Source organism: Burkholderia sp. MSHR3999 (assembly GCF_000833595.1).
Taxonomy (GTDB): Bacteria; Pseudomonadota; Gammaproteobacteria; order Burkholderiales; family Burkholderiaceae; genus Burkholderia; species Burkholderia ubonensis.
This window is the reverse complement of record NZ_JRFO01000005.1, coordinates 449,591-469,146: the sequence shown is the minus strand read 5'-3', so window position 1 is coordinate 469,146 and position 19,556 is coordinate 449,591. Positions and strand designations below refer to the sequence as shown.

The window sequence follows — 19,556 nt, the reverse complement described above, 5'->3', positions numbered from 1 at the left end:
TCTCGGAAGGAGGACGGGACGCTCAGGTCCGCAGTCTCGGGTTCGACACGATCGAGCACAGGTCGGCGAACAGCACGAGCGTCAAATAGGCGACGCAGAAGATCAGCGTGCACGCCTGGACCAGCGGGAAATCGCGGTTGCCGACGGCATCGACCATCAGGCTCGCGAGGCCCGGGTAGTTGAAGATCGTCTCGACGACGATCACGCCGCCGAGCAGGTACGACAGGCTCAGTGCGATCGCATTGGCGATCGGACCGATCGCGTTCGGCAGCGCATGGCGCAGCACGACGCGCGCGGGGCTCGCGCCCTTGAGCACGGCCATCTCGACATACGACGCGCTCAGTTGCTCGATCACCGCGGCGCGCGTCATCCGGGCCATCTGGGCGATCACGACCGCGCACAGCGTCAGCACCGGCATCGCATACGCGCGCAGGAAATCGTGCAGGCTTTCGATCGGGCCGCTGTACGACAGCGCGGACAGCCAGTGCAGCTTCACGGCCAGCACGAGCACGGCGACCGTCGCGATCAGGAATTCCGGCGTCGCGACGAGCGACAGCGTCCCGAGGCTGATCGCGCGATCGATCGCGGACTCGCGCTTGACCGCGGCGAGAATGCCGAGCAGCAGCGCGATCGGCACCGACACGGCCGTCGTGATCGCCGCGAGCGTCAGCGACTTCGGCAGGCGTCCGCCGATCATCTCGGACACCGGCATGTCGCCGGACAGCGAGCGGCCGAAATCGCCGTGCAGCAGCCCCGCGAGCCAGTGCAGGTAGCGCACGTGGGCCGGCATGTCGAGGCCGAACTGCCGGCGCAGCGCGGCGACCGTCTCCGGCGTCGCGGACTGGCCGAGCGCGGCCTGCGCGGCGTCACCCGGCAACAGGTTCGTGATCGTGAAGATGATCGCGGACACGATCAGCAGCGTCAGCGCGGTGACCGCGATGCGCCGGCCGATCAGCCCGAGCAGGATTCGATTCATGAAGCGGCACTCCGTGAAAAGTCGCGCGCGACCGGGGCGGTGGACCGCACCGGCCGCGCGGCGGCGGCACGCATCGGCGTCACGCGTTCCACCACACGTGCTCGGCGAACATGAAGCCCATCATCCCGCCCGTCGGGATCGAACCGAGGCCCGCGAGCCGCTTGTCGTAGCCGTCGAGGAAGCTGATGAAGGCCGGAATGCCGACCCGGCACTGCTGCGCGACGAGCACCTGCATGTCGCCGTACATCTGCTTGCGCTTCGCGTCGTCGGTTTCCGATCGTGCGGCGAGCAGCAACTGGTCGAACTTCGCGTTCTTCCAGCCCGACTCGTTCCACGGCGCGTCCGACTTGAAGAACTGCGTGAACAGCACGTCGGCGCTCGAGCGCGGATTGACGTTGCCGAAGCCGAGCGGATGCTTCATCCAGTGGTTCGACCAGTAGCCGTCCGCCGACACGCGGTTCACCTGCAGGTTCAGCCCGATCTTCTGGCCGGCCTGCTGCAGCAGCACGGCCATTTCGATCGACCCGTTCGCGTCGGAGGTCGCATAGATCGGCGGCAGCGCGGCGCCCAGTGCGCCCGCCTTCTGGAACAGGAACTTCGCCTTGTCCGGATCGTGCGGCCGCTGCGGCAGCGATGCGTTGAAGTAGCGATGCCCCGGCGGGATCGGCTGGTCGTTGCCGATCACCGCGTAGCCGCGGAACACCGCCGAGCGGATCTGCTCGCGATCGAACAGGTACTTCATCCCCTCGACGAAATCGGGGTTCGCGGTCAGCGGGTTGTCGCTGCGCATGATCAGGTCGGTATAGAGCCCCGACTTGGTTTCCTTCAGCGCATAGCCCGGCGTCGACGCGACCCGCTGCGTCGAGCGCGGATCGATCGCGTTGATCAGGTGCACGTCGCCCGACAGCAGCGCGTTCAGGCGCGCGGCGCTGTCGCTGATGCCGATCAGCTCGATCTCGTCGAGGTACGGCATCCCCGGCTTGAAGTAGCTGTCGTTGCGCACGCCGACGGTCGACACGCCCGGCTTGAACGACTTCAGCTTGTACGGGCCGCAGCCGATGCCGGTGCTGAAGTCGGTCGTGCCGTCCTTGACGATCACGAGCTGCGGCGTCGCGAGGATCACCGGCAGATCGGCGTTCGCGCTGGCGAGCGTGAGCGTGACTTCGTCCGGGCCGCTCGCCTTCGCATCGGCGAACTGATCGGCGAGCGGCTTGACCTTCGACGCGGTGGCCGCGCTCTTGTGGCGCATCAGCGAAAACACCACGTCGGCCGGCCCGACCGGTTTCCCGTCGTGGAACGTGACGCCCTTGCGCAGCTTGATGATCCACGTCTTCGCGTCGGTGGTCTGCAGCGACTGCGCGAGATTCATCTGCGGCGTCAGGCTCGCGTCGAGCTGCGTGAGGCCGCTGTAGAACATGAAGAAACGAATGTAGTCGGCGCCCGTCGAGCCCTTGGCCGGGTCGAGCGTATCGGCCGTCGAGCTCGATTCGTTCGCGACCCGGATCTTGCCGCCGCGCTTGGGCGCCGGCGCGGCGAACGCCGACTGCGCGTCCATCAGCAGCCCGCCGCCGCCGACGGCCATCATGCCGCTCGCCGCCATGACCCGCATCATGTCGCGGCGCGTGAAGCCGCCCTTGCCGCCGCCGCCGCCGTTGTCGATATCGTCGCTCATCCGAACTGCTCCTGACTGTGAAAGTGGGTCCTGGGGTCCAGCGTGGTTCGAGAATCCCGTCGCGTCCGCCTGCTGGTGTCGGGCTCGACGTCGTGCGCATTGAGGTCATTTAAGCATCGCCAAAATGCGGGTTGTCGCGATTCGGGGCGGCTACACAATACGATTCGACCGTTTTGGGCCGCCTGCGCAGCATGATTTGCTGCGTGCCCCGGCGGCGGTCGAAGCGAGCGGAACATCCTGATCGGGCGCGGCGCGTGCACGCTGCCGGACGCCATCCAGGACTGCCGCATGAAAGTTCAGAGGATTGCCCGTCTTGTCGAAGCCCTAGCGGGTACACGAGACGATGCGCAAGGCCCATGTGACCTTCCGATGCCGACGACCTGCCGCGTGCGCGGGTTTTCCCGGGCATCGCGGCGGGCCGGCAGCAGGCAGCGCGGCGCTTACAACCCGAGCTGCGTCGCGAGGTGGCCGATGTCCGACACCTCGTAGTAGTTGTAGAACGGCGTGCCGGGCTCGTGGCCACGGTTGACGAACGCCTTGTGCCTGATGCCGAGATCCTCGGCCGTCATCAGGTCGTAGCGCAGGCTCGACGACACGTGCAGCACGTCCTCCGGCTTGCAGCCGAGCTTGCCGAACATGTATTCGAAGCCCTGCATCCGCGGCTTGTACGACTGCGCCTGCTGCGCGGTGAACACCGCATGGAACGGCGCGCCGAGCTTGTCGACGTTGCTCATGATCTGGTCGTCCGATGCGTTCGACAGGATCACGAGCTTGTACTTCGTGGCCAGCCGCGACAGGCCCGCCGGCACGTCCGGATGCGGGCCCCACGTCGGCACCGCATGATAGAAACGCTCGGCCTCGGCTTCGTCGAACTTCGTGCCGACCCGCGCGCAGGTGCGCCGGATCGCGTTGACGACGACGTCGCGATACGGTTTCCACGCGCCGAGCACCTCGTCGAGCCGGTAGGCGGCGAACGCGCGCACGAATTCCTCGAGTGCGACGGGCGACAGCCGGTCCGCATAGACCTCGCGCGCCATGTCGGCCATCCTGAAACGGGTGAGCGTGCCGTAGCAGTCGAACGTGATGAACTTCGGTTCAAATTGGATCATGGTGACTTCCTGTCGGTGTGAAGCCCCGGCAGGGCCGGGGACGGGCTGGGTTCAACGAAATTGAATCAGGGCAAAAAATCCGTCGCGCATCGTTCGACGCCGTTCGGAACGCAGAATCGCCGCGTGTTGCAGGCCGCGGGCAGCACGATCTGCGGCGCGATCGCGCGCGGCGCTGCGGCGCCGGCCGGCGGCTTCGCGAAACCGCAACGCGGTCGTGGCCCGGCGAGGCTCGCCGGCAAGCGGCAGCGCCACCGCGTTTTCATCGTAGTGGCATTCGCACAGCAGAAGCTGTCGGAATGACGGGCCTCGCCGGCACGTAGCGCGCGTTCGCCCGTGCCGATCGGGCCGGTTTGCGTCGATCTCGCGCGACCGCCCGCCGACGCCGGAAAACAGGCGAATCGTCCTATCCGCGCCGCAACGGCGCTGGCAGAGTCGATACGTCATTCCTACCCATCCGGAGTCCGGCGTGGCCGACCTCAATCCTTCCAGCACGCTTACCTATCGCCCGTTCGCCGAAACCGACCTGCCCGCCGCGCACCGGCTGTCGGAGGCGGTCAAGTGGCCGCACCGGCTCGACGACTGGCGCTTCGCATTCCAGCTCGGCAGCGGCTTCGTCGCCGAAGACGAAGCCGGCGTCGTCGGCACCGCGCTCGGCTGGCGCTTCGGCGAGTCGCACGCATCGCTCGGCATGGTGATCGTGTCGCCCGAGCGCCAGGGCCGCGGCATCGGCCGCGAGCTGCTCGCGCGCGTGGTCGACAGCCTCGGCGCGCGGACCGTGTTCCTGCATGCGACGCCGGCCGGCGAGCCGCTCTATGTGAAGTTCGGCTTCGACGCGATCGGCACGATCGACCAGCACCAGGGCGCCGCGTTCCAGCCGCCGCTGATCTCGCTGCCGCCCGGCGAGCGCCTGCGGCCGCTCGGCACCACCGACGGCCCGCGTCTCGCCGCGCTCGCCTCGCGCGCGGCCGGCTACCCGCGCGACGCGGTGATCGATGCGCTGCTCGGCGTCGCCAACGGGATCGCGCTCGATCGCGACGGCGAACTGCTCGGCTTCGCGCTGTTCCGCCGCTTCGGCCGCGGCCACGTGATCGGCCCGGTGGTCGCGCCGGACGCGCTGCGCGCGCAGGCGCTGATCAGCCACTGGCTTGCGCTGCACGAAGGCATGTTCGTGCGCCTCGACGTGCCGGGCGACAGCGGGCTGTCGGACTGGCTGCAGGGGCTCGGCCTGCCGCGCGTCGATACCGTCGTCGCGATGGCGCGCGGCGCGGCGCCCGCCCGCGATCCGGCGCTGCGCACGTTCGCCATCGTCAACCAGGCGCTCGGCTGAGCGGCACGCGCGATGAGCTTCCTCTACAAGGCCGACCCGGTGCGCGGCGCGCAATGGGCGCAGCGCTTCGCGCAACAGGCGCCCGACCTCGCGTTCCGGATCTGGCCCGACATCGGCGATCCGCGCGCGGTGCGCTACCTCGCCGCATGGCAACCGCCCGACGATCCGGTCGCGCTGCTGCCGAATCTCGAGATCGTGTTTTCGGTCGGCGCCGGCATCGATCAATTCGACCTGTCGCGCGTGCCCGCGCATATCCCGGTCGTGCGGATGGTCGAGCCCGGCATCGTCGACGGGATGGTCGAATACGTGACGCAGGCCGTGCTGACGATTCACCGCGACCTGTTCGACTATGCGGCGCAGCAACGCGCGCAGGCGTGGCGCGAGAAGCCGGTGCGCGCGGCCGCGTCGCGACGCGTCGGCGTGCTCGGGCTCGGCACGCTCGGGCAGGCCGTGCTCGACACGCTGCGGCGCTTCGGTTTCCCGTGCGCCGGCTGGAGCCGCACGCCGCGCATGCTCGACGGCATCGACTGCTACGCGGGCGACGCGGCGCTCGACACCTTCCTGGCCCGCACCGACATCCTGATCTGCCTGCTGCCGCTGACCGACGCCACGCGTGGGCTGCTCGGCGCGCGCGTGTTCGGCGCGCTGCCGGCCGGCGCGTCGCTCGTGCAGGTCGGGCGCGGCCCGCAGCTCGATGCGGCCGCGCTGCTCGCGGCACTCGACAGCGGCCGCCTCGACAGCGCGATCCTCGATGTGACGGACCCCGAACCTTTGCCGGCTGGCCATCCGTTCTGGACGCATCCGCGCATCCGGATCACGCCGCACGTCGCCAGCGCGACGCGGCCCGACACCGCCGTCGATGCCGTGCTCGCGAACCTCGCGCGACATCGCGCGGGGCAACCGATGATCGGCGTCGTCGATCGCGCGCGCGGTTACTGACGCGTGCGGCCGGCCCGGCGGGGCGCGCAGCAGAAAATGCCGAAGCGGCCCGTGCAAACACCGCTTTCGTACGTTTCAGGCCGCAAATTGAAGACGCGTGCGGATTCCTCGCCCGGTAGCATGACCTCAACGCTGACACCCGACGAGAGTCCCGCCCTGCCATGAACCAAGCCGCGCTGATCGAAGCCGATCGTCAACACCTGATCCACCCTGTCGTCAACTATCGTGCGCACGAGGCGCGCGGCGTCACCGTGCTCGACTCCGCCGACGGCGTCTTCCTGCGCGACGCCGACGGCCACACGCTGCTCGATGCGTTCTCGGGCCTGTGGTGCGTGAACGTCGGCTACGGCCGCGACAGCATCGTGAAGGCCGCCGCCGAGCAGATGGCGAAGCTGCCCTACGCGACCGGCTATTTCCATTTCGGCTCGCAACCCGCGATCGAGCTGGCCGAACGGCTCGCGGCGCTGGCGCCGCCGTCGCTGAACCGCGTGTATTTCACGCTCGGCGGCTCGGATGCGATCGACTCCGCCGTGCGTTTCATCACGCACTATTTCAACGCGACCGGCCGCCCGTCGAAAAAGCAGATGATCGCGCTCGAGCGCGGCTATCACGGCTCGTCGTCGATCGGCGCCGGCCTCACCGCGCTGCCCGCGTTCCACCGTCACTTCGACCTGCCGCGCGCGGACCAGCATCACATCCCGTCGCCCTACCCGTATCGCCACCCGCTCGGCGACGATCCGCAGGCGTTGATCGCCGCGTCGGTCGCCGCGCTCGAAGCGAAGGTCGCCGAACTCGGCGAGGACAATGTCGCCGCGTTCTTCTGCGAGCCGGTGCAAGGCTCCGGGGGCGTGATCGTGCCGCCGGCCGGCTGGCTGAAGGCGATGCGCGACGCGTGCCGGCGCCTCGGCATCCTGTTCGTGGCCGACGAGGTGATCACCGGCTTCGGCCGCACGGGGCCGCTGTTCGCGTGCGAGACCGAACGGGTCGAACCGGACCTGATGACCGTCGCGAAAGGGCTGACCGCCGGCTATGCGCCGATGGGCGCGGTACTCATGTCCGACGAAATCTACGAAGGGATCGCCGGCAGCCGCGCCGATACGGCCGTGGTCGGCCACGGCTACACGTATTCCGCGCATCCGGTCAGCGCGGCGATCGGCCTCGAAGTGCTGAAGCTCTATCACGACGGCGGGCTGCTCGCGAACGGGCAGGCGATGGCGCCGCGCTTCGCGGCAGGCCTCGACGCGCTGCGCGCCCACCCGCTGGTCGGCGACGCGCGCTCGGCCGGCCTGCTCGGCGCGCTCGAACTGGTGGCCGACAAGGCGTGCAAGGCGCGCTTCGCGCCGGCGCTGAACGTGCCCGGCAAGATCGCGGCGGCCGCTTACGCGAACGGCGTCGTGTTCCGCGCGTTCGGCGACGGCGTGCTCGGTTTCGCCCCCGCGCTGAGTTTCACCGCGGGCGAGTTCGACCTGATGTTCGAGCGCGTGCGCAAGACGCTCGACGACGTGCTGGCCGACGCAAGCGTGCAGCGCGCGCTCGACGCCGCGCACACGCAGCCCGCGTGAGCCGGACAAGGGGAAAGCGGGGCTTGTGGCGGCCACCGTTCGACTCTAAAGTAACCAGACATTCCATTCATGCCTTCTGACGCGAACATGACGGACAGCAAGCTAGACCGGATCGACCTGCGCATTCTTTCCCAGTTGCAAAAGCGCGGGCGCATGACCAACGTCGAACTGGCCGATGCCGTCGGGCTGTCGCCCAGCCCGTGCCTGATCCGCGTGAAGCGGCTCGAGAAAGCCGGCTACATCGGCGGGTACGGCGCGCACATTCAGCTCGAGAAGCTCGGCGATGTGCAGGTCGTGTTTACGGAGGTCACGCTGGCCGACCACCGGCGCGAGGACTTCGACCGGTTCGTCGCGGCGATCCGCAATGTCGACGAGATCGTCGAGTGCCATCTCGCGAGCGGCGGCTACGACTATCTGCTCAAGTTCGTCACGCGCAGCGTGAGCCACTACCAGACGATCGTCGAAGGGCTGCTCGAGCAGAACATCGGCATCGAGAAATACTTCAGTTACGTGATCATCAAGTCACCGTTCGTCAAGCGGCACTACCCGCTCGAATCGCTGTTCGGCGAACGTCACTGACGGACGGCGTGCGGCATCCACGAACGCGGCGGCCCGCTGTCCGCGCGGGGTAGTCGCGCGCGTGCCGCTGCCGTCTTCACCGAATCGCTCCATCCAAGGACCTGTCATGCCGCTTACGCTGTCCCGAACCGAACTGCTGCGCACCGCCAACCTGATCGACGGCACATGGCGCGATGCGCTCGACGGCCGCCGTTTCGACGTCGCCGATCCGGCGACGCTCGAGACCGTTGCCCACGCACCCGACAGCGGCGCCGCCGACGCGCGCGCCGCGACCGACGCGGCGGCGCGCGCGCTGCCCGCCTGGCGTGCAACGCCCGCTCGCGAACGGGCCGCGATCCTGCGTGCGTGGCACGCGGCGATCGTCGCGCACACCGACGACCTCGCGAAGCTGATGTCGCGCGAACAGGGCAAGCCGCTCGCCGAAGCGCGCGGCGAAGTCGCCTACGGCGCGTCGTACGTGCTGTGGTTCGCCGAGGAAGCGACGCGCACGTACGGCGACCTGATTCCGCAGCAGCAGCGCGGCAAGCGGCTCAGTGCGGTGAAGGAGCCGATCGGCATCGTCGCCGCGATCACGCCGTGGAATTTCCCGCTCGCGATGATCGCGCGCAAGATCGCGCCCGCACTCGCGGCCGGCTGCACGGTCGTCGCGAAGCCGGCGGAGGACACGCCGCTGACCGCGCTCGCGTTGGCCTTCCTTGCGCAGGAAGCCGGCGTGCCGCCCGGCGTGCTGAACCTGATCGCCGCGTCGCGCGAACGCGGCATCGATGCCGTGGCCGACTGGCTCGCCGACGACCGCGTGCGCAAGATCACGTTCACCGGATCGACGCCCGTCGGCAAGCTGCTCGCACGCGAGTCGGCGGCGACGCTGAAGAAGCTGTCGCTGGAGCTCGGCGGCAATGCGCCATTCATCGTGTTCGACGATGCGGAACTCGATGCCGCGGTCAACGGGCTGATGGCTGCCAAGTTCCGCAACGGCGGTCAGACCTGCGTGTCGCCGAATCGCGTGTACGTGCAGGCCGGCGTCTACGACGCGTTCGCCGCGAAGCTCGCGGCGCGCGTCGCCGCGCTGAAGGTCGCGCCGGCGACCGACCCGGCCGCGCAGATCGGCCCGATGATCAACGCGCGTGCGGTGGACAAGATCGCGCGCCACGTCGGCGACGCGATCGAGCGCGGCGCGCGCGTGCTCGCCGGCGGCAAGCGTCTGGCCGAACTCGGCCCGAACTTTTACGCACCGACGGTGCTCGCCGACGCCACCGCCGACATGCAACTGAACTGCGAGGAAACGTTCGGCCCGATCGCGGCGTTGTTTCGCTTCGATACCGAGGACGAGGCCGTCGGCGCCGCGAACGACACGCCGTTCGGGCTCGCCGCGTATTTCTACACGCAGGATGTGCGGCGCATCGCGCGCGTGTCGGCACGGCTCGAAACAGGCATCGTCGGGATCAACGAAGGCGCGCTCGCGAGCGAGGCCGCACCGTTCGGCGGCGTGAAGCAATCGGGCTATGGTCGCGAAGGCTCGCGCTACGGACTCGACGATTACCTGTCGATCAAGTACCTGTGCCAGGGCGGGCTCGATTGAATCCAGCCGAATCCTCGCGCCGCCTTGCGTTCTCGCCGCATGACTACTTCGTCCGCTGGCGGCTGCCGCGTCGTACCGGAATTGCGTGCGGCAAGTGGCATCGAGGGCATCGCGGACGGTCACGTTCTGCGCACCGAGTCGCTGGCCGGGCTGCGGGTGCGTTCGATCATCGATTTGCCATCGCCGGCTATGCCAGACCGAGAGGATCTGTCGCTCATATACACCTCGATCGTGATCGCCGCTTATATCCCGACAGCGTGCGTCGACGTGCAGCTTCTGCCTCCGCGTTTCGTTTCGCACGAAAACCTACTGCGGCTGCTCGATCATCAGATACCGAACGACCAGCGCCGGATCGGCGATTTCCAAAATGAGACGGCGCAGGATGCGATTGCGCATGTGGTCCTCATCCAGCAGCCATGGACCGCCGACGTCGCTCAGATGACGGGAAATCGCATTGCGCATGGCGTCGCCTTCCGAAGGCGCGTCCAGCCGCACCGCCAGCAGCCCGGCGATTACGTCATCAAGCTCAATGCTCAAAGGCTTGGAATCAATCGTCAGGTTCAGCTTCATGGTCGACAAACATGGAAATCGTGTCCGCCGCAACGACGAACGGGCGGACTGGCCATTACGAGATGTTCGTGCCGGGTATCGGTTCGTCCAAGCCTGGAATCGAGCCGAAGCATGACTTTGCTGCCGCTTACCGCTTTGTCTTCACCTCCTTGAACTCCGCATCCACCACATCGTCCTCTTTGGTCGCGCCATCGGCTTCCTGACCGGTCGGGCCGCCTGAGCCTCCGGCCGCCTGCGCGTCGGCATACAGCTTTTCGCCGAGTTTCTGCGAGGCCGTGGCGAGCGCATGCACCCGGGCGTCGATCTCGGCCTTGTCGGATCCCTTGAGCGCCCCCTCGAGCTCCTTGATCGCGGCTTCGATCTTTTCCTTCTCACCCGCCTCCAGCTTGTCGCCGTACTCGGTGAGCGCCTTCTTCGTGCTATGCACCAGCGCATCGCCATGGTTGCGCGCGTCGGCCAGCTCACGCATCCGGTGATCTTCAGCGGCGTGGGCCTCGGCATCCCTCACCATCTTCCGTATTTCCTCCTCGGACAGCCCTGAATTTGCCTTGATGGTGATGCGATTTTCCTTGCCGGTCGCCTTGTCTTTGGCCGACACGTGCAGGATGCCGTTCGCGTCGATGTCGAACGTCACCTCGATCTGTGGCACGCCGCGCGGCGCGGGCGCAATGCCTTCGAGGCTGAAGTCGCCCAGCAGCTTGTTGCCGGCGACCATCTCACGCTCGCCCTGATAGACCTTGATCGTCACTGCGGGCTGATTGTCGTCCGCGGTGGAGAAAATCTCCGAGAACTTGGTCGGGATGGTGGTGTTCTTCTCGATCATCCTCGTCATCACGCCGCCCTGCGTTTCGACGCCGAGCGACAGCGGGGTGACGTCGAGCAGCAGCACGTCCTTGCGTTCGCCTGTGAGCACCGCGCCCTGGATGGCCGCGCCCACGGCCACGGCTTCGTCCGGGTTGACGTCCTTGCGCGGCTCGCGGCCGAAGAACGCCCTGACCTTGTCCTGCACCCGTGGCATGCGGGTCTGGCCGCCCACCAGGATCACGTCGTCGATGTCCGACACGTTGACGCCCGCGTCCTTGATCGCGATGCGGCACGGCTCCATCGTGCGCTCGACCAGATCCTCGACCAGCGCTTCGAGCTTGGCCCGCGTGAGCTTCAGCGTGAGATGCCTGGGACCGCTCGCGTCGGCCGTGATATACGGCAGATTGATTTCAGTCTGCTGGGTCGACGAGAGTTCGATCTTGGCCTTCTCCGCGGCCTCTTTCAGGCGCTGCAGCGCGAGCACGTCCTTCGACAGGTCGACGCCCTGCTCCTTCTTGAACTCGCCGATGATGTAGTCGATGACGCGCTGGTCGAAGTCCTCGCCGCCGAGGAACGTGTCGCCGTTGGTCGACAGCACTTCGAACTGCTTCTCGCCCTGCACGTTGGCGATCTCGATGATGGAGATGTCGAAGGTGCCGCCGCCGAGGTCGAACACGGCGATCTTGCGGTCACGGTTTTCCTGCTTGTCCAGGCCGAACGCGAGCGCCGCCGCGGTCGGCTCGTTGATGATCCGCTTCACTTCGAGGCCGGCGATGCGACCCGCGTCCTTGGTCGCCTGGCGCTGGCTGTCATTGAAATAGGCGGGCACCGTGATGACGGCTTCGGTGACGGGTTCGCCCAGGTAATCCTCGGCGGTCTTCTTCATCTTGCGCAACACCTCCGCCGAAACCTGCGGCGGAGCAAGCTTCTTGTCCTGCACCTCGACCCATGCGTCGCCGTTGTCAGCCTTGAAAATTCTGAAGGGCATCAGGCCAATGTCCTTCTGCACTTCCTTTTCCTCGTAGCGGCGGCCGATCAGCCGCTTGACGGCAAACAGCGTGTTCTTGGGATTGGTCACGGCCTGGCGCTTCGCCGGCGCGCCGACGAGCACCTCGCCCTCGTCCATGTAGGCGACGATCGACGGTGTCGTGCGCGCGCCTTCCGAATTTTCGATCACCTTGACCTGATTGCCGTCCATCAGCGCCACGCACGAGTTCGTGGTGCCGAGGTCGATGCCAATGATCTTGCCCATGGTGTTCACTCGCTCGCTCTGGTTCGGGGAATGTCCTCGTGAATTTCGCTCCGTTGCGCCGTGCCGCATGCCGCGCGTTCTCGATCAAGTCAATACTCCATCTCGTGCGATGGTGCGACGGGTCGCGCTTCTTCCTTGGGCAACTCCGCCACCACCGCGTCAGTGGTGAGGATCAGCCCGGCGACTGACGCAGCATTCTGCAGGGTCGTACGCGTCACTTTCGTCGGATCGACCACGCCCATCTCCATCAAGTCCCCATAGGTATCGGAAGCCGCGTTCCAGCCGAAGTTGCCGGTCTGTTCCAGCACCCGGTTCAGCACGACCGAAGGCTCTTCGCCCGCGTTCGACGCGATCTGGCGCAGCGGTTCCTCCAGCGCGCGCAGCACGATTCGGATGCCGGCATCCTGGTCGGTGTTGGCACCGCGCAGCGTCTTGAGCGCCGCGCGAGCGCGCAACAGCGCGACGCCGCCGCCCGGAACGATGCCTTCCTCGACGGCCGCCCGCGTCGCGTGCAGCGCATCCTCCACGCGCGCCTTCCGCTCCTTCATTTCGACTTCGGTGGCCGCCCCGACCTTGATGACCGCGACGCCCCCGGACAGCTTCGCGATGCGCTCCTGCAACTTCTCCCTGTCAAAGTCGCTCGTCGTTTCTTCAATCTGACGCCGGATCGCCTGAATGCGTCCGTCGATCGTCTTGCGCTCACCCGCGCCGTCGATGATCGTGGTGGCCTCCTTCTCGACCTCCACCCGCTTGGCCCGTCCGAGGTCTTCCAGCGCGACCTTCTCGAGCTGCTTGCCGGTTTCCTCTGAAATCACCAGGCCGCCGGTCAGCGTCGCGATGTCTTCCAGCATCGCCTTGCGGCGATCGCCGAAGCCCGGCGCCTTCACTGCCACTGTCTTGAGGATGCCGCGCAGCGAGTTCACCACGAGCGTGGTCAGGGCCTCGCCCTCGACGTCCTCTGCGATGATCAGCAACGGCTTGCCCGCCTTGGCGACGGCTTCCAGCACGGGCAGCAGGTCATGGATGCTGGAGATCTTCCTGTCATGCACGAGAATGTACGGCTCCTCGAGCACGGCGAGCTGCTTCTCGGGATCGGTGATGAAATACGGCGAGAGCCAACCGCGATCGAATTGCATGCCTTCGACCACGTCCAGTTCGCTCTGCAGCGATTTCCCCTCTTCAAGGGTGATCGCTCCGTCCTTGCCGACCTTTTCCATCGCTTCGGCGATGATTCGCCCAATCTCCTCGTCGGCATTCGCCGAGATGGCGCCGACCTGGGTGATTTCCTTGCTGGTCGTCACGGCTCTCGAGAGCTTCCTGAGCTCGTCGACGACGACCGCCGTGGCCTGGTCGATACCACGCTTCAGATCCATCGGATTCAGGCCGGAGGCGACGTACTTCATGCCTTCCCGCACGATGACCTGAGCCAATACGGTGGCGGTGGTCGTGCCGTCACCGGCGACATCGGAGGTCTTCGCGGCGACCTGCTTGACCATCTGCGCGCCCATGTTCTCGAACCGGTCGAGCAGTTCGATATCCTTCGCCACGGTCACGCCGTCCTTGGTGACCGTCGGTGCGCCGAACGACCGCTCGAGCACGACGTTGCGTCCCCTCGGACCGAGCGTGACCTTGACGGCGTCGGCAAGCAGATTGACGCCCGTCAGAATGCGCTGGCGGGCGAGATCGTGAAACTTGACGTCCTTGGCTGCCATTTTCCGGTTCCTCCCGACATGTCAGAAAAGCGCAACGCCGCGCCATGGGTCCGCCATCGAGGCTCTCACGGAGCGGAATCCGCGGTCACCACCGCCAGCAGGTCGGCTTCACGCATGACCAGCAACTCCTCGCCGTCGATTTTGATGGGGGTGCCGGCGTATTTGCCGAACAGCACGCGGTCGCCCACCTTGACGTCCGGTTCGCAACGGCGGCCGTCCTCGAGCCGCGTGCCGGGGCCGACGGCAATCACCTCGCCGTGGTCGGGTTTTTCGGCCGCCGTGTCGGGGATGACGATGCCTGCTGCGGTCCTGCGCTCCTGCTCTTGCCGCCGGACCACGACCCGATCATGCAATGGGCAGATTTTCATGGTTGGCTCCGTATCGTCAGGTTCCATGGGGATTCGGCCGCATGCCGGCATGCACGCAATGGGATCGCCGGCCGGAAAGGTTTCCTGCAGCGGCCTCGTCGAGCGGCACGTCCGCGCCGGCGCGTTCCGAATGCGGTGTCCTGATGGTCACGATGGTTCACCTCCATGCCGAGCCCGGCGCAGGCGCATTGCCCCGCATGGCGTCGTCGAACTCCCGGGTCAGCCGGGACGCCGGTGGCGGCGTGCCCGTCTCGATGTAGTCTCCGGCCACGCCCGCGTCCCGCGGCGTAAGCCGCAACTCGCCGAGCCGGGCCTTGAGAAACGCGTCGGCCTCCCCGAGCCGGCACTCGAGTTCCCGCTCGCTGATACCGAGCACCTGGGCGGCGGAGGCTTGGGGTACGGCTTCCATCCGACACAGCACCAGCGCCTGGCGCCACGACGTCGGCATCTCCGCAATAAGCGCCGTGACGAGACGACGCGTTTCCTTCGCGCTCAACTCCTCTTCGGGCGTACCATCGCCCGCCGGCGTCACGTCCTCGAGCCGCAGCATTTCGTCGGGCTGCCAGTATTCAAACAGGATCTCGTCATCGTCTTCGTGCGGCTCGCGCAGCTGGACCGGCGGTCTGCCTTCCAGGGAGACCCAGCGGCCCTCGTCGGTCTGCCGGCGGCTCACTTCCTCGGCGAGCACCTCGAGCGCGATCTGATAGAGCCACTGTCTCGGCTCGAGCCTGCGTGGGTACTGCTTGAGTCTTTCGCAGGCACGGGCCAGCGTTTCGTCGACGACCTCGTCGACGGCGGGGGCCCCCGGTGCGAGATCGCCGCGCGCCTGCAGGTAGGCGAGCTCTCGCTCCGCGAAGCGATCGAGTTCCGGAAGCAGCGGACGCACGAGCTCGCCGAACAGCGCCAGCCCGGCGCCGGCGGGGCCGGCCGCCGCGCCTTTGAGTCGCCGCAACCCGGCGCGGCGCTCCTTGCGGCGCCAATTGTCCTCGTGACGCAGATGGGCGATGTGGCGCTCGAGCTGACGCTCCAGTTCCGCGAAGGCGCGTTCGAGCGCTTTGCGGATCTCGGGCGATTCGTCTGAACAGGTGAGTGTGGTGCTCGGCAATCCGAGCCGGAGCCTTGCCCGGTAGAGACTGCGATGGCCGCTTCGTTCGAGGGTCGCACGCAACCGGACGAGTTCGGCGGGGAAATGCGACAGGTGCGGCTGAAGATGTCGGTCGAGGAGATTGCCAATCAGGCCTTTCAGGTCGGGGCGGGCAAGCTCCGAAATGTTCCGGTAACTGATCGCCGTTTTCATGACAGCCCTGCACGTCTTCCAATGGCCGCCGCATCGGAGGCGGCCGTCACTCCCTCAGGGGCGGGCGCGCGATCGCCGACGGGACCACCGGTCCGACGAATGCGCTGCGAGGCTCACCGTATCCGGTGAAGTTTCGCTTCGCACCCCTGACTCTGCCCGCTCGCTGTGTTTCCCAGACACGCGTCGACCGACGTCACGGGCATACGCCATTTGCCCTTCATCGCTATCCGGGCTGGCAAAACAAAATATAAAAACAGTTGCGAAAAAATCAAGGCCGCCGATGCGCTGTCGGGCATCGCGGGCGGCCGCATCGACATCCGCCCGAGCGGCTAGACCGAAGCCGCACAGGAAGTGGACGCCGCGCACGGTAGTGCATGCGCGTTGGAAGCTCCCCCGCCGGGTCAGTAGATCGGAAATACGAAGTCCGGCGTCGGTGCAAACTGGATTCCGGAATCCGGACAGGTAATGCGCCCTCTCACCGCGACCCGCTGGTTCAGATACGGCAACAGCAGCAAGTGTTCGGTGGTGCCGGCCTGGCCGAGCAGGATGTCGGTCACGACCTTGTCGCTGCACGGTGACGCGGCCGGGCGATCCAGCCGGATCGTCGTATAGTCCCCCGGAGCGAATTGACCGCTGCCCCGCTGGATCGTGCCGGAGATCCAGATGTCCTGCTGGGCCGGCAATGCCCGCGGCAGCGGCGCCACGGCAACCACCGCTGCAGGGAAGGCGCCCGCGGCCAGGGCTGCCGCGGCGAGTCGCCCGCGTGAACGTACTTTCATGATGGTGCTCCCATTCCGCGATCGTTGCCGCCGTGCCCGCCCCGCGCCGCGCCTGCCGGCATGGCAGGAAGCGCGAACCTGTGCCGGACCCACGACGGAGCGCCGGACCGATCGGTCAGCGGATCGGCGGCGTCGTGCTCAGCTTCTCCGACAGCATCCGCTCGTACACGCCAAAGTGCAGATCGACCTCCTTTTGCGTGACCGGGGTGACCGTGATGTGGATCTGGTCAGGCAACAGGCCCAGCACAACCGCAACCGCGGCTTCAAGTTGCGGTGCACAAACCTTGTCCTCCGCCATCGTCGTGCCGACCAGCACGTCGTAGGTCTTTTCTTGCCGGCAGACGACCTCGACGAGTCGCGCCCGCGCGCTCATGTTGTTGTCGATCGCGAGCCTGACGACCTCGGTCACGGTGCGCATCATCTCGGTCGGAAAGCCCTTCGTCGAGCGCAGCCGGATACGATGCCTGCCCAGCGTAAGCCAGTCCGTGTCGAATTCCATGGGGTCCTCCGCATGCAATAACTAGCCGCTGCGATGATAGGTTCCAGCACCGAAATTTCAAGTGCAAAAATCTGCCGACGCCCCCTTGAAATTTCCCGCAGAGTTCCTATCTTGAGTTTCGCTCAGGCAGACGCGCGAGCCATCTCATCTCGCGCGCTGCGTGTTTCGATTTGTTTGCCAGCAGTCCGGCAGGCGAACTGGAGCGCGTAGGCCCGTTCGCCTCCCGGCTGCACTCAAGGAGGATACGATCGTGAGCGATCTTTACTTCGGAACCGACCTCTTCAGCGAGTTCGACCGCCTGCAGCAGCAGATGGCGCAACTCTTCGGCGGCTTCCCGTCCAGCATCCGCGCCGGCCGGCTCGGCGCGTTTCCTCAGATCAACATCGGCGCGACCGACGAGTCGATCGAGATCGTTGCCTTCGCCCCGGGCATCAACGCCACGGAACTCGACGTATCGATCGACAAGGGCTTGCTGACCATCAGCGGCGAACGCAAATCGACACAACCCGACACGGGAAGCGAGACGCGTACGTATGCGCAGGAGCGCTTTGTCGGCGCCTTCCGGCGCGTCATCGAGCTGCCCGACACCGCCGATCCCGACAAGGTCCAGGCGCGCTACGAAAATGGCTGCCTGTCGATCAGTGTCGGCAAGCGCGAGTCGTCCAAGCCACGCGCCATCGCTGTCCAGTAACTCCAGGAGCCGATCATGACCGATACGACCCAACTGGCTGAACGCGACCAATCCGCAGTAACGCGTCGCGACACGGAACAGGCCACGCGCCGGATCACCCTCACCCCGGCCGTCGACATATACGAGGACAGGCAGGGCGTCACGCTGTGGGCAGATCTGCCCGGCGTGACGAAGGACAAGCTGGACGTCAAGGTTCATGACAGCAGCCTCTCGATCGAGGCCGAGGCGGTCGTGCCGACGCCGGCAAACCTGCGACTGCAGCATGCCGAGGTCCGCGAACCGCACTTCGCCCGGACGTTCACGCTGTCACCGGACTTCGATACGTCGAAGATCGAGGCGAGCCTCCAGGACGGGGTGCTCAAGCTGACGATCCCGCGCCGCGACGAGGCGCGCCCGCGGCGCATCGAAGTCAAGTCCAACTGACCCGTCGGCAACGGCAGGTCGGAAGCGCAGGCGGCAGCGATCGCGCTGCCGCCGCCGCGAATCAGGAGCAGAGGCGCCGGTGTCCGATGTCATGCAGGAGTCCTGGAAAGGACATGCGATCCGCATCCGTACGATTCCCGTGCGACAGATCGTGACACGCATGTCCACACCGGACGGCTATATCGCGATCGTCCGGATCGACCGGAACGACGAGGTGTTGGCCGACTGGCATCTGCCGCGCTTCGGCGAACGCTGGACGAGCGCGGCCGAAGCGCAGCGCAATGCGGTCGAGTACGCGGTGAAACTGATCGATCGCGGCGTGCTCGGCGCAGTCGACGCTCGGGGCACGCTCGCTACCTGATGGGCTGGCCGCCACGCTCAAAACAGATTGAAGCTGAATCGGAGGACGCCATGAATACCGATCTGAAAAAGTGGAACCCCTTCAAGTTCCTTCGCGGAGCTGCCCGCAAGTCCGATGCAGAAGGCCGGGAAAGCCCGCCGACAGGCGAACAGTGGCAGAACGCGTGGCCTGACATTCCGCGACTGTTCTCACGCGAACCGTGGCGTGCAGTGGAGGAGTTCTTTCATGACCCGTTTGCAGGCCGTGGCGCGCTCGAACGATGGTTTGGCGACTTCAGTTCATCGCGCTTCCAGCCGCGCATCGACGTCGTCGATGAAGGCAAGGTGCTGCGCGTGACCGCCGAATTGCCCGGAATGAAGCGCGAAGATCTGAAGGTGAGCATCGAGGATGGGGCAATCGTGCTGCGCGGAGAGAAAAAGCAGGATGTACGCAGCGAGGAAAATGGCTGTTACCGGCTGGAGCGCGCCCATGGAAGCTTCATGCGCACGATCCCGATGCCGGAATACGCCGACCCCGATCACACCTTGGCAAAGTTCGACAACGGTGTACTCACGTTGACCGTGCCGAAATCGGAGCCGGCACAGACCGTGAGTCGCACGATCGATATCGGCTAGGACGAACGCGCATGAAGCTGGAAACGCTCGACGCATATCGCACTGCGTCGTCCTTTGGACCGGGCTCGATCTCGCACCAGAATTCCTGATGACGGGCACCGAGACGGCGGGCTGCCTCATAGCGATGAAAGTGACTGGCGAGCCAGAACCGGCAGCCATCAAAGAAGACCTTCATTGCCGGCCGTGCCGCGCGCATCGAACCAAGGCGGATGGCGCTCATGGCTTCCTCCAGCGCTTCTTCGCCGAGTGACTCCTCGCCGGGAAGCGCATCGTCAACCGAAAGTTGTAGAAACTTGAGGTAGTCGATTCCGAGCACGCCGGCAGGAAGCCCCCTCGACGAGCGGGCAGACGAACGAGGTTCGTTGGCCATGGTGATGTCCGATTCAGCGGGATAGCACGACGATCGAGACGCGGGTTTATGTCGCCGCATCCCGGCCTGGCTG

22 protein-coding genes are annotated in these 19,556 nt (G+C 66.4%); 10 read left to right on the top strand and 12 right to left on the bottom strand.

What is annotated here, in order from left to right; genetic code table 11:
* Positions 1 to 22: 22 nt before the first annotated feature.
* The 4 genes from KY49_RS15770 to KY49_RS37365 form a co-directional block, all read right to left on the bottom strand.
* On the bottom strand, positions 23 to 976 hold the full coding sequence (locus tag KY49_RS15770; RefSeq protein ID WP_042585559.1) for an ABC transporter permease: 954 nt from the start codon (positions 974 to 976) through the stop codon (positions 23 to 25).
* A gap of 79 nt (positions 977 to 1,055) precedes the next feature.
* Positions 1,056 to 2,648, bottom strand: coding sequence for an ABC transporter substrate-binding protein (locus KY49_RS15765; protein WP_042585558.1), 1,593 nt, complete (start codon positions 2,646 to 2,648; stop codon positions 1,056 to 1,058).
* Positions 2,649 to 3,088: 440 nt separating this feature from the next.
* Entirely contained in the window at positions 3,089 to 3,757 is a 669-nt protein-coding gene (locus tag KY49_RS15760; RefSeq protein WP_042585557.1) for a haloacid dehalogenase type II, read from the bottom strand.
* Between the two features lie 51 nt (positions 3,758 to 3,808).
* Positions 3,809 to 4,201: a hypothetical protein gene (locus KY49_RS37365; RefSeq protein ID WP_143134466.1), complete on the bottom strand. Its 393-nt coding sequence runs from the start codon at positions 4,199 to 4,201 to the stop codon at positions 3,809 to 3,811.
* A gap of 22 nt (positions 4,202 to 4,223) precedes the next feature.
* On the opposite strand from KY49_RS37365, the gene KY49_RS15750 reads away from it, so the two are divergent.
* From KY49_RS15750 to KY49_RS15730, 5 genes are all read left to right on the top strand, one after another.
* Positions 4,224 to 5,084 carry a GNAT family N-acetyltransferase gene (locus KY49_RS15750; protein WP_042585555.1) on the top strand — a complete coding sequence of 287 codons (861 nt, stop codon included), beginning with the start codon at positions 4,224 to 4,226 and terminating at the stop codon, positions 5,082 to 5,084.
* A gap of 12 nt (positions 5,085 to 5,096) precedes the next feature.
* A complete protein-coding gene (locus tag KY49_RS15745) occupies positions 5,097 to 6,023 on the top strand; it encodes a 2-hydroxyacid dehydrogenase (RefSeq protein WP_042585554.1) in 927 nt (308 codons plus the stop codon).
* Between the two features lie 161 nt (positions 6,024 to 6,184).
* Complete coding sequence (locus KY49_RS15740) at positions 6,185 to 7,585, top strand: aspartate aminotransferase family protein (RefSeq protein ID WP_042585553.1); 1,401 nt, start codon at positions 6,185 to 6,187, stop codon at positions 7,583 to 7,585.
* A gap of 87 nt (positions 7,586 to 7,672) precedes the next feature.
* Positions 7,673 to 8,164, top strand: a complete 492-nt coding sequence (locus tag KY49_RS15735) for an Lrp/AsnC family transcriptional regulator (protein WP_010100337.1) — start codon at positions 7,673 to 7,675, stop codon at positions 8,162 to 8,164.
* Between the two features lie 106 nt (positions 8,165 to 8,270).
* Positions 8,271 to 9,743, top strand: a complete 1,473-nt coding sequence (locus KY49_RS15730) for an NAD-dependent succinate-semialdehyde dehydrogenase (protein WP_042585552.1) — start codon at positions 8,271 to 8,273, stop codon at positions 9,741 to 9,743.
* A gap of 306 nt (positions 9,744 to 10,049) precedes the next feature.
* On the opposite strand, the gene KY49_RS15725 is transcribed toward KY49_RS15730, so the two are convergent.
* The 5 genes from KY49_RS15725 to KY49_RS15705 form a co-directional block, all read right to left on the bottom strand.
* Positions 10,050 to 10,313 carry a hypothetical protein gene (locus tag KY49_RS15725; protein WP_042585551.1) on the bottom strand — a complete coding sequence of 88 codons (264 nt, stop codon included), beginning with the start codon at positions 10,311 to 10,313 and terminating at the stop codon, positions 10,050 to 10,052.
* A gap of 127 nt (positions 10,314 to 10,440) precedes the next feature.
* On the bottom strand, positions 10,441 to 12,369 hold the full coding sequence (gene dnaK / locus KY49_RS15720) for a molecular chaperone DnaK (protein ID WP_042585550.1): 1,929 nt from the start codon (positions 12,367 to 12,369) through the stop codon (positions 10,441 to 10,443).
* 89 nt (positions 12,370 to 12,458) lie between these two features.
* Entirely contained in the window at positions 12,459 to 14,081 is a 1,623-nt protein-coding gene (groL, locus tag KY49_RS15715; protein WP_042585549.1) for a chaperonin GroEL, read from the bottom strand.
* Positions 14,082 to 14,146: 65 nt separating this feature from the next.
* Positions 14,147 to 14,449 (bottom strand): co-chaperone GroES, encoded by a 303-nt coding sequence (locus KY49_RS15710; RefSeq protein WP_042585838.1) that lies wholly within the window; start codon positions 14,447 to 14,449, stop codon positions 14,147 to 14,149.
* Positions 14,450 to 14,606: 157 nt separating this feature from the next.
* Entirely contained in the window at positions 14,607 to 15,746 is a 1,140-nt protein-coding gene (locus KY49_RS15705; RefSeq protein WP_042585548.1) for an RNA polymerase subunit sigma-28, read from the bottom strand.
* A gap of 210 nt (positions 15,747 to 15,956) precedes the next feature.
* Here KY49_RS15705 and KY49_RS39005 point away from each other — a divergent pair, with 210 nt between their 5' ends.
* On the top strand, positions 15,957 to 16,079 hold the full coding sequence (locus KY49_RS39005) for a hypothetical protein (RefSeq protein ID WP_256098808.1): 123 nt from the start codon (positions 15,957 to 15,959) through the stop codon (positions 16,077 to 16,079).
* Positions 16,080 to 16,147: 68 nt separating this feature from the next.
* Here KY49_RS39005 and KY49_RS15700 read toward each other — a convergent pair whose 3' ends face one another.
* Together KY49_RS15700 and KY49_RS15695 are read right to left on the bottom strand one after the other, a co-directional pair.
* A complete protein-coding gene (locus tag KY49_RS15700) occupies positions 16,148 to 16,525 on the bottom strand; it encodes a hypothetical protein (RefSeq protein WP_042585547.1) in 378 nt (125 codons plus the stop codon).
* 115 nt (positions 16,526 to 16,640) lie between these two features.
* Positions 16,641 to 17,024 (bottom strand): hypothetical protein, encoded by a 384-nt coding sequence (locus KY49_RS15695; protein WP_042585546.1) that lies wholly within the window; start codon positions 17,022 to 17,024, stop codon positions 16,641 to 16,643.
* 250 nt (positions 17,025 to 17,274) lie between these two features.
* On the opposite strand from KY49_RS15695, the gene KY49_RS15690 reads away from it, so the two are divergent.
* The 4 genes from KY49_RS15690 to KY49_RS15675 all read left to right on the top strand — a co-directional run bounded on the left by KY49_RS15690 (position 17,275) and on the right by KY49_RS15675 (position 19,113).
* On the top strand, positions 17,275 to 17,715 hold the full coding sequence (locus KY49_RS15690) for an Hsp20/alpha crystallin family protein (RefSeq protein ID WP_042585545.1): 441 nt from the start codon (positions 17,275 to 17,277) through the stop codon (positions 17,713 to 17,715).
* A gap of 15 nt (positions 17,716 to 17,730) precedes the next feature.
* On the top strand, positions 17,731 to 18,138 hold the full coding sequence (locus KY49_RS15685; RefSeq protein ID WP_042585544.1) for an Hsp20/alpha crystallin family protein: 408 nt from the start codon (positions 17,731 to 17,733) through the stop codon (positions 18,136 to 18,138).
* Between the two features lie 160 nt (positions 18,139 to 18,298).
* Positions 18,299 to 18,499, top strand: a complete 201-nt coding sequence (locus KY49_RS15680; RefSeq protein WP_230461552.1) for a DUF6566 family protein — start codon at positions 18,299 to 18,301, stop codon at positions 18,497 to 18,499.
* Between the two features lie 50 nt (positions 18,500 to 18,549).
* Positions 18,550 to 19,113 carry an Hsp20/alpha crystallin family protein gene (locus KY49_RS15675; RefSeq protein WP_042585542.1) on the top strand — a complete coding sequence of 188 codons (564 nt, stop codon included), beginning with the start codon at positions 18,550 to 18,552 and terminating at the stop codon, positions 19,111 to 19,113.
* On the opposite strand, the gene KY49_RS37360 is transcribed toward KY49_RS15675, so the two are convergent.
* Positions 19,049 to 19,483, bottom strand: coding sequence for a hypothetical protein (locus tag KY49_RS37360; RefSeq protein ID WP_156162543.1), 435 nt, complete (start codon positions 19,481 to 19,483; stop codon positions 19,049 to 19,051). The genes KY49_RS15675 and KY49_RS37360 overlap by 65 nt on opposite strands.
* Positions 19,484 to 19,556: the final 73 nt, after the last annotated feature.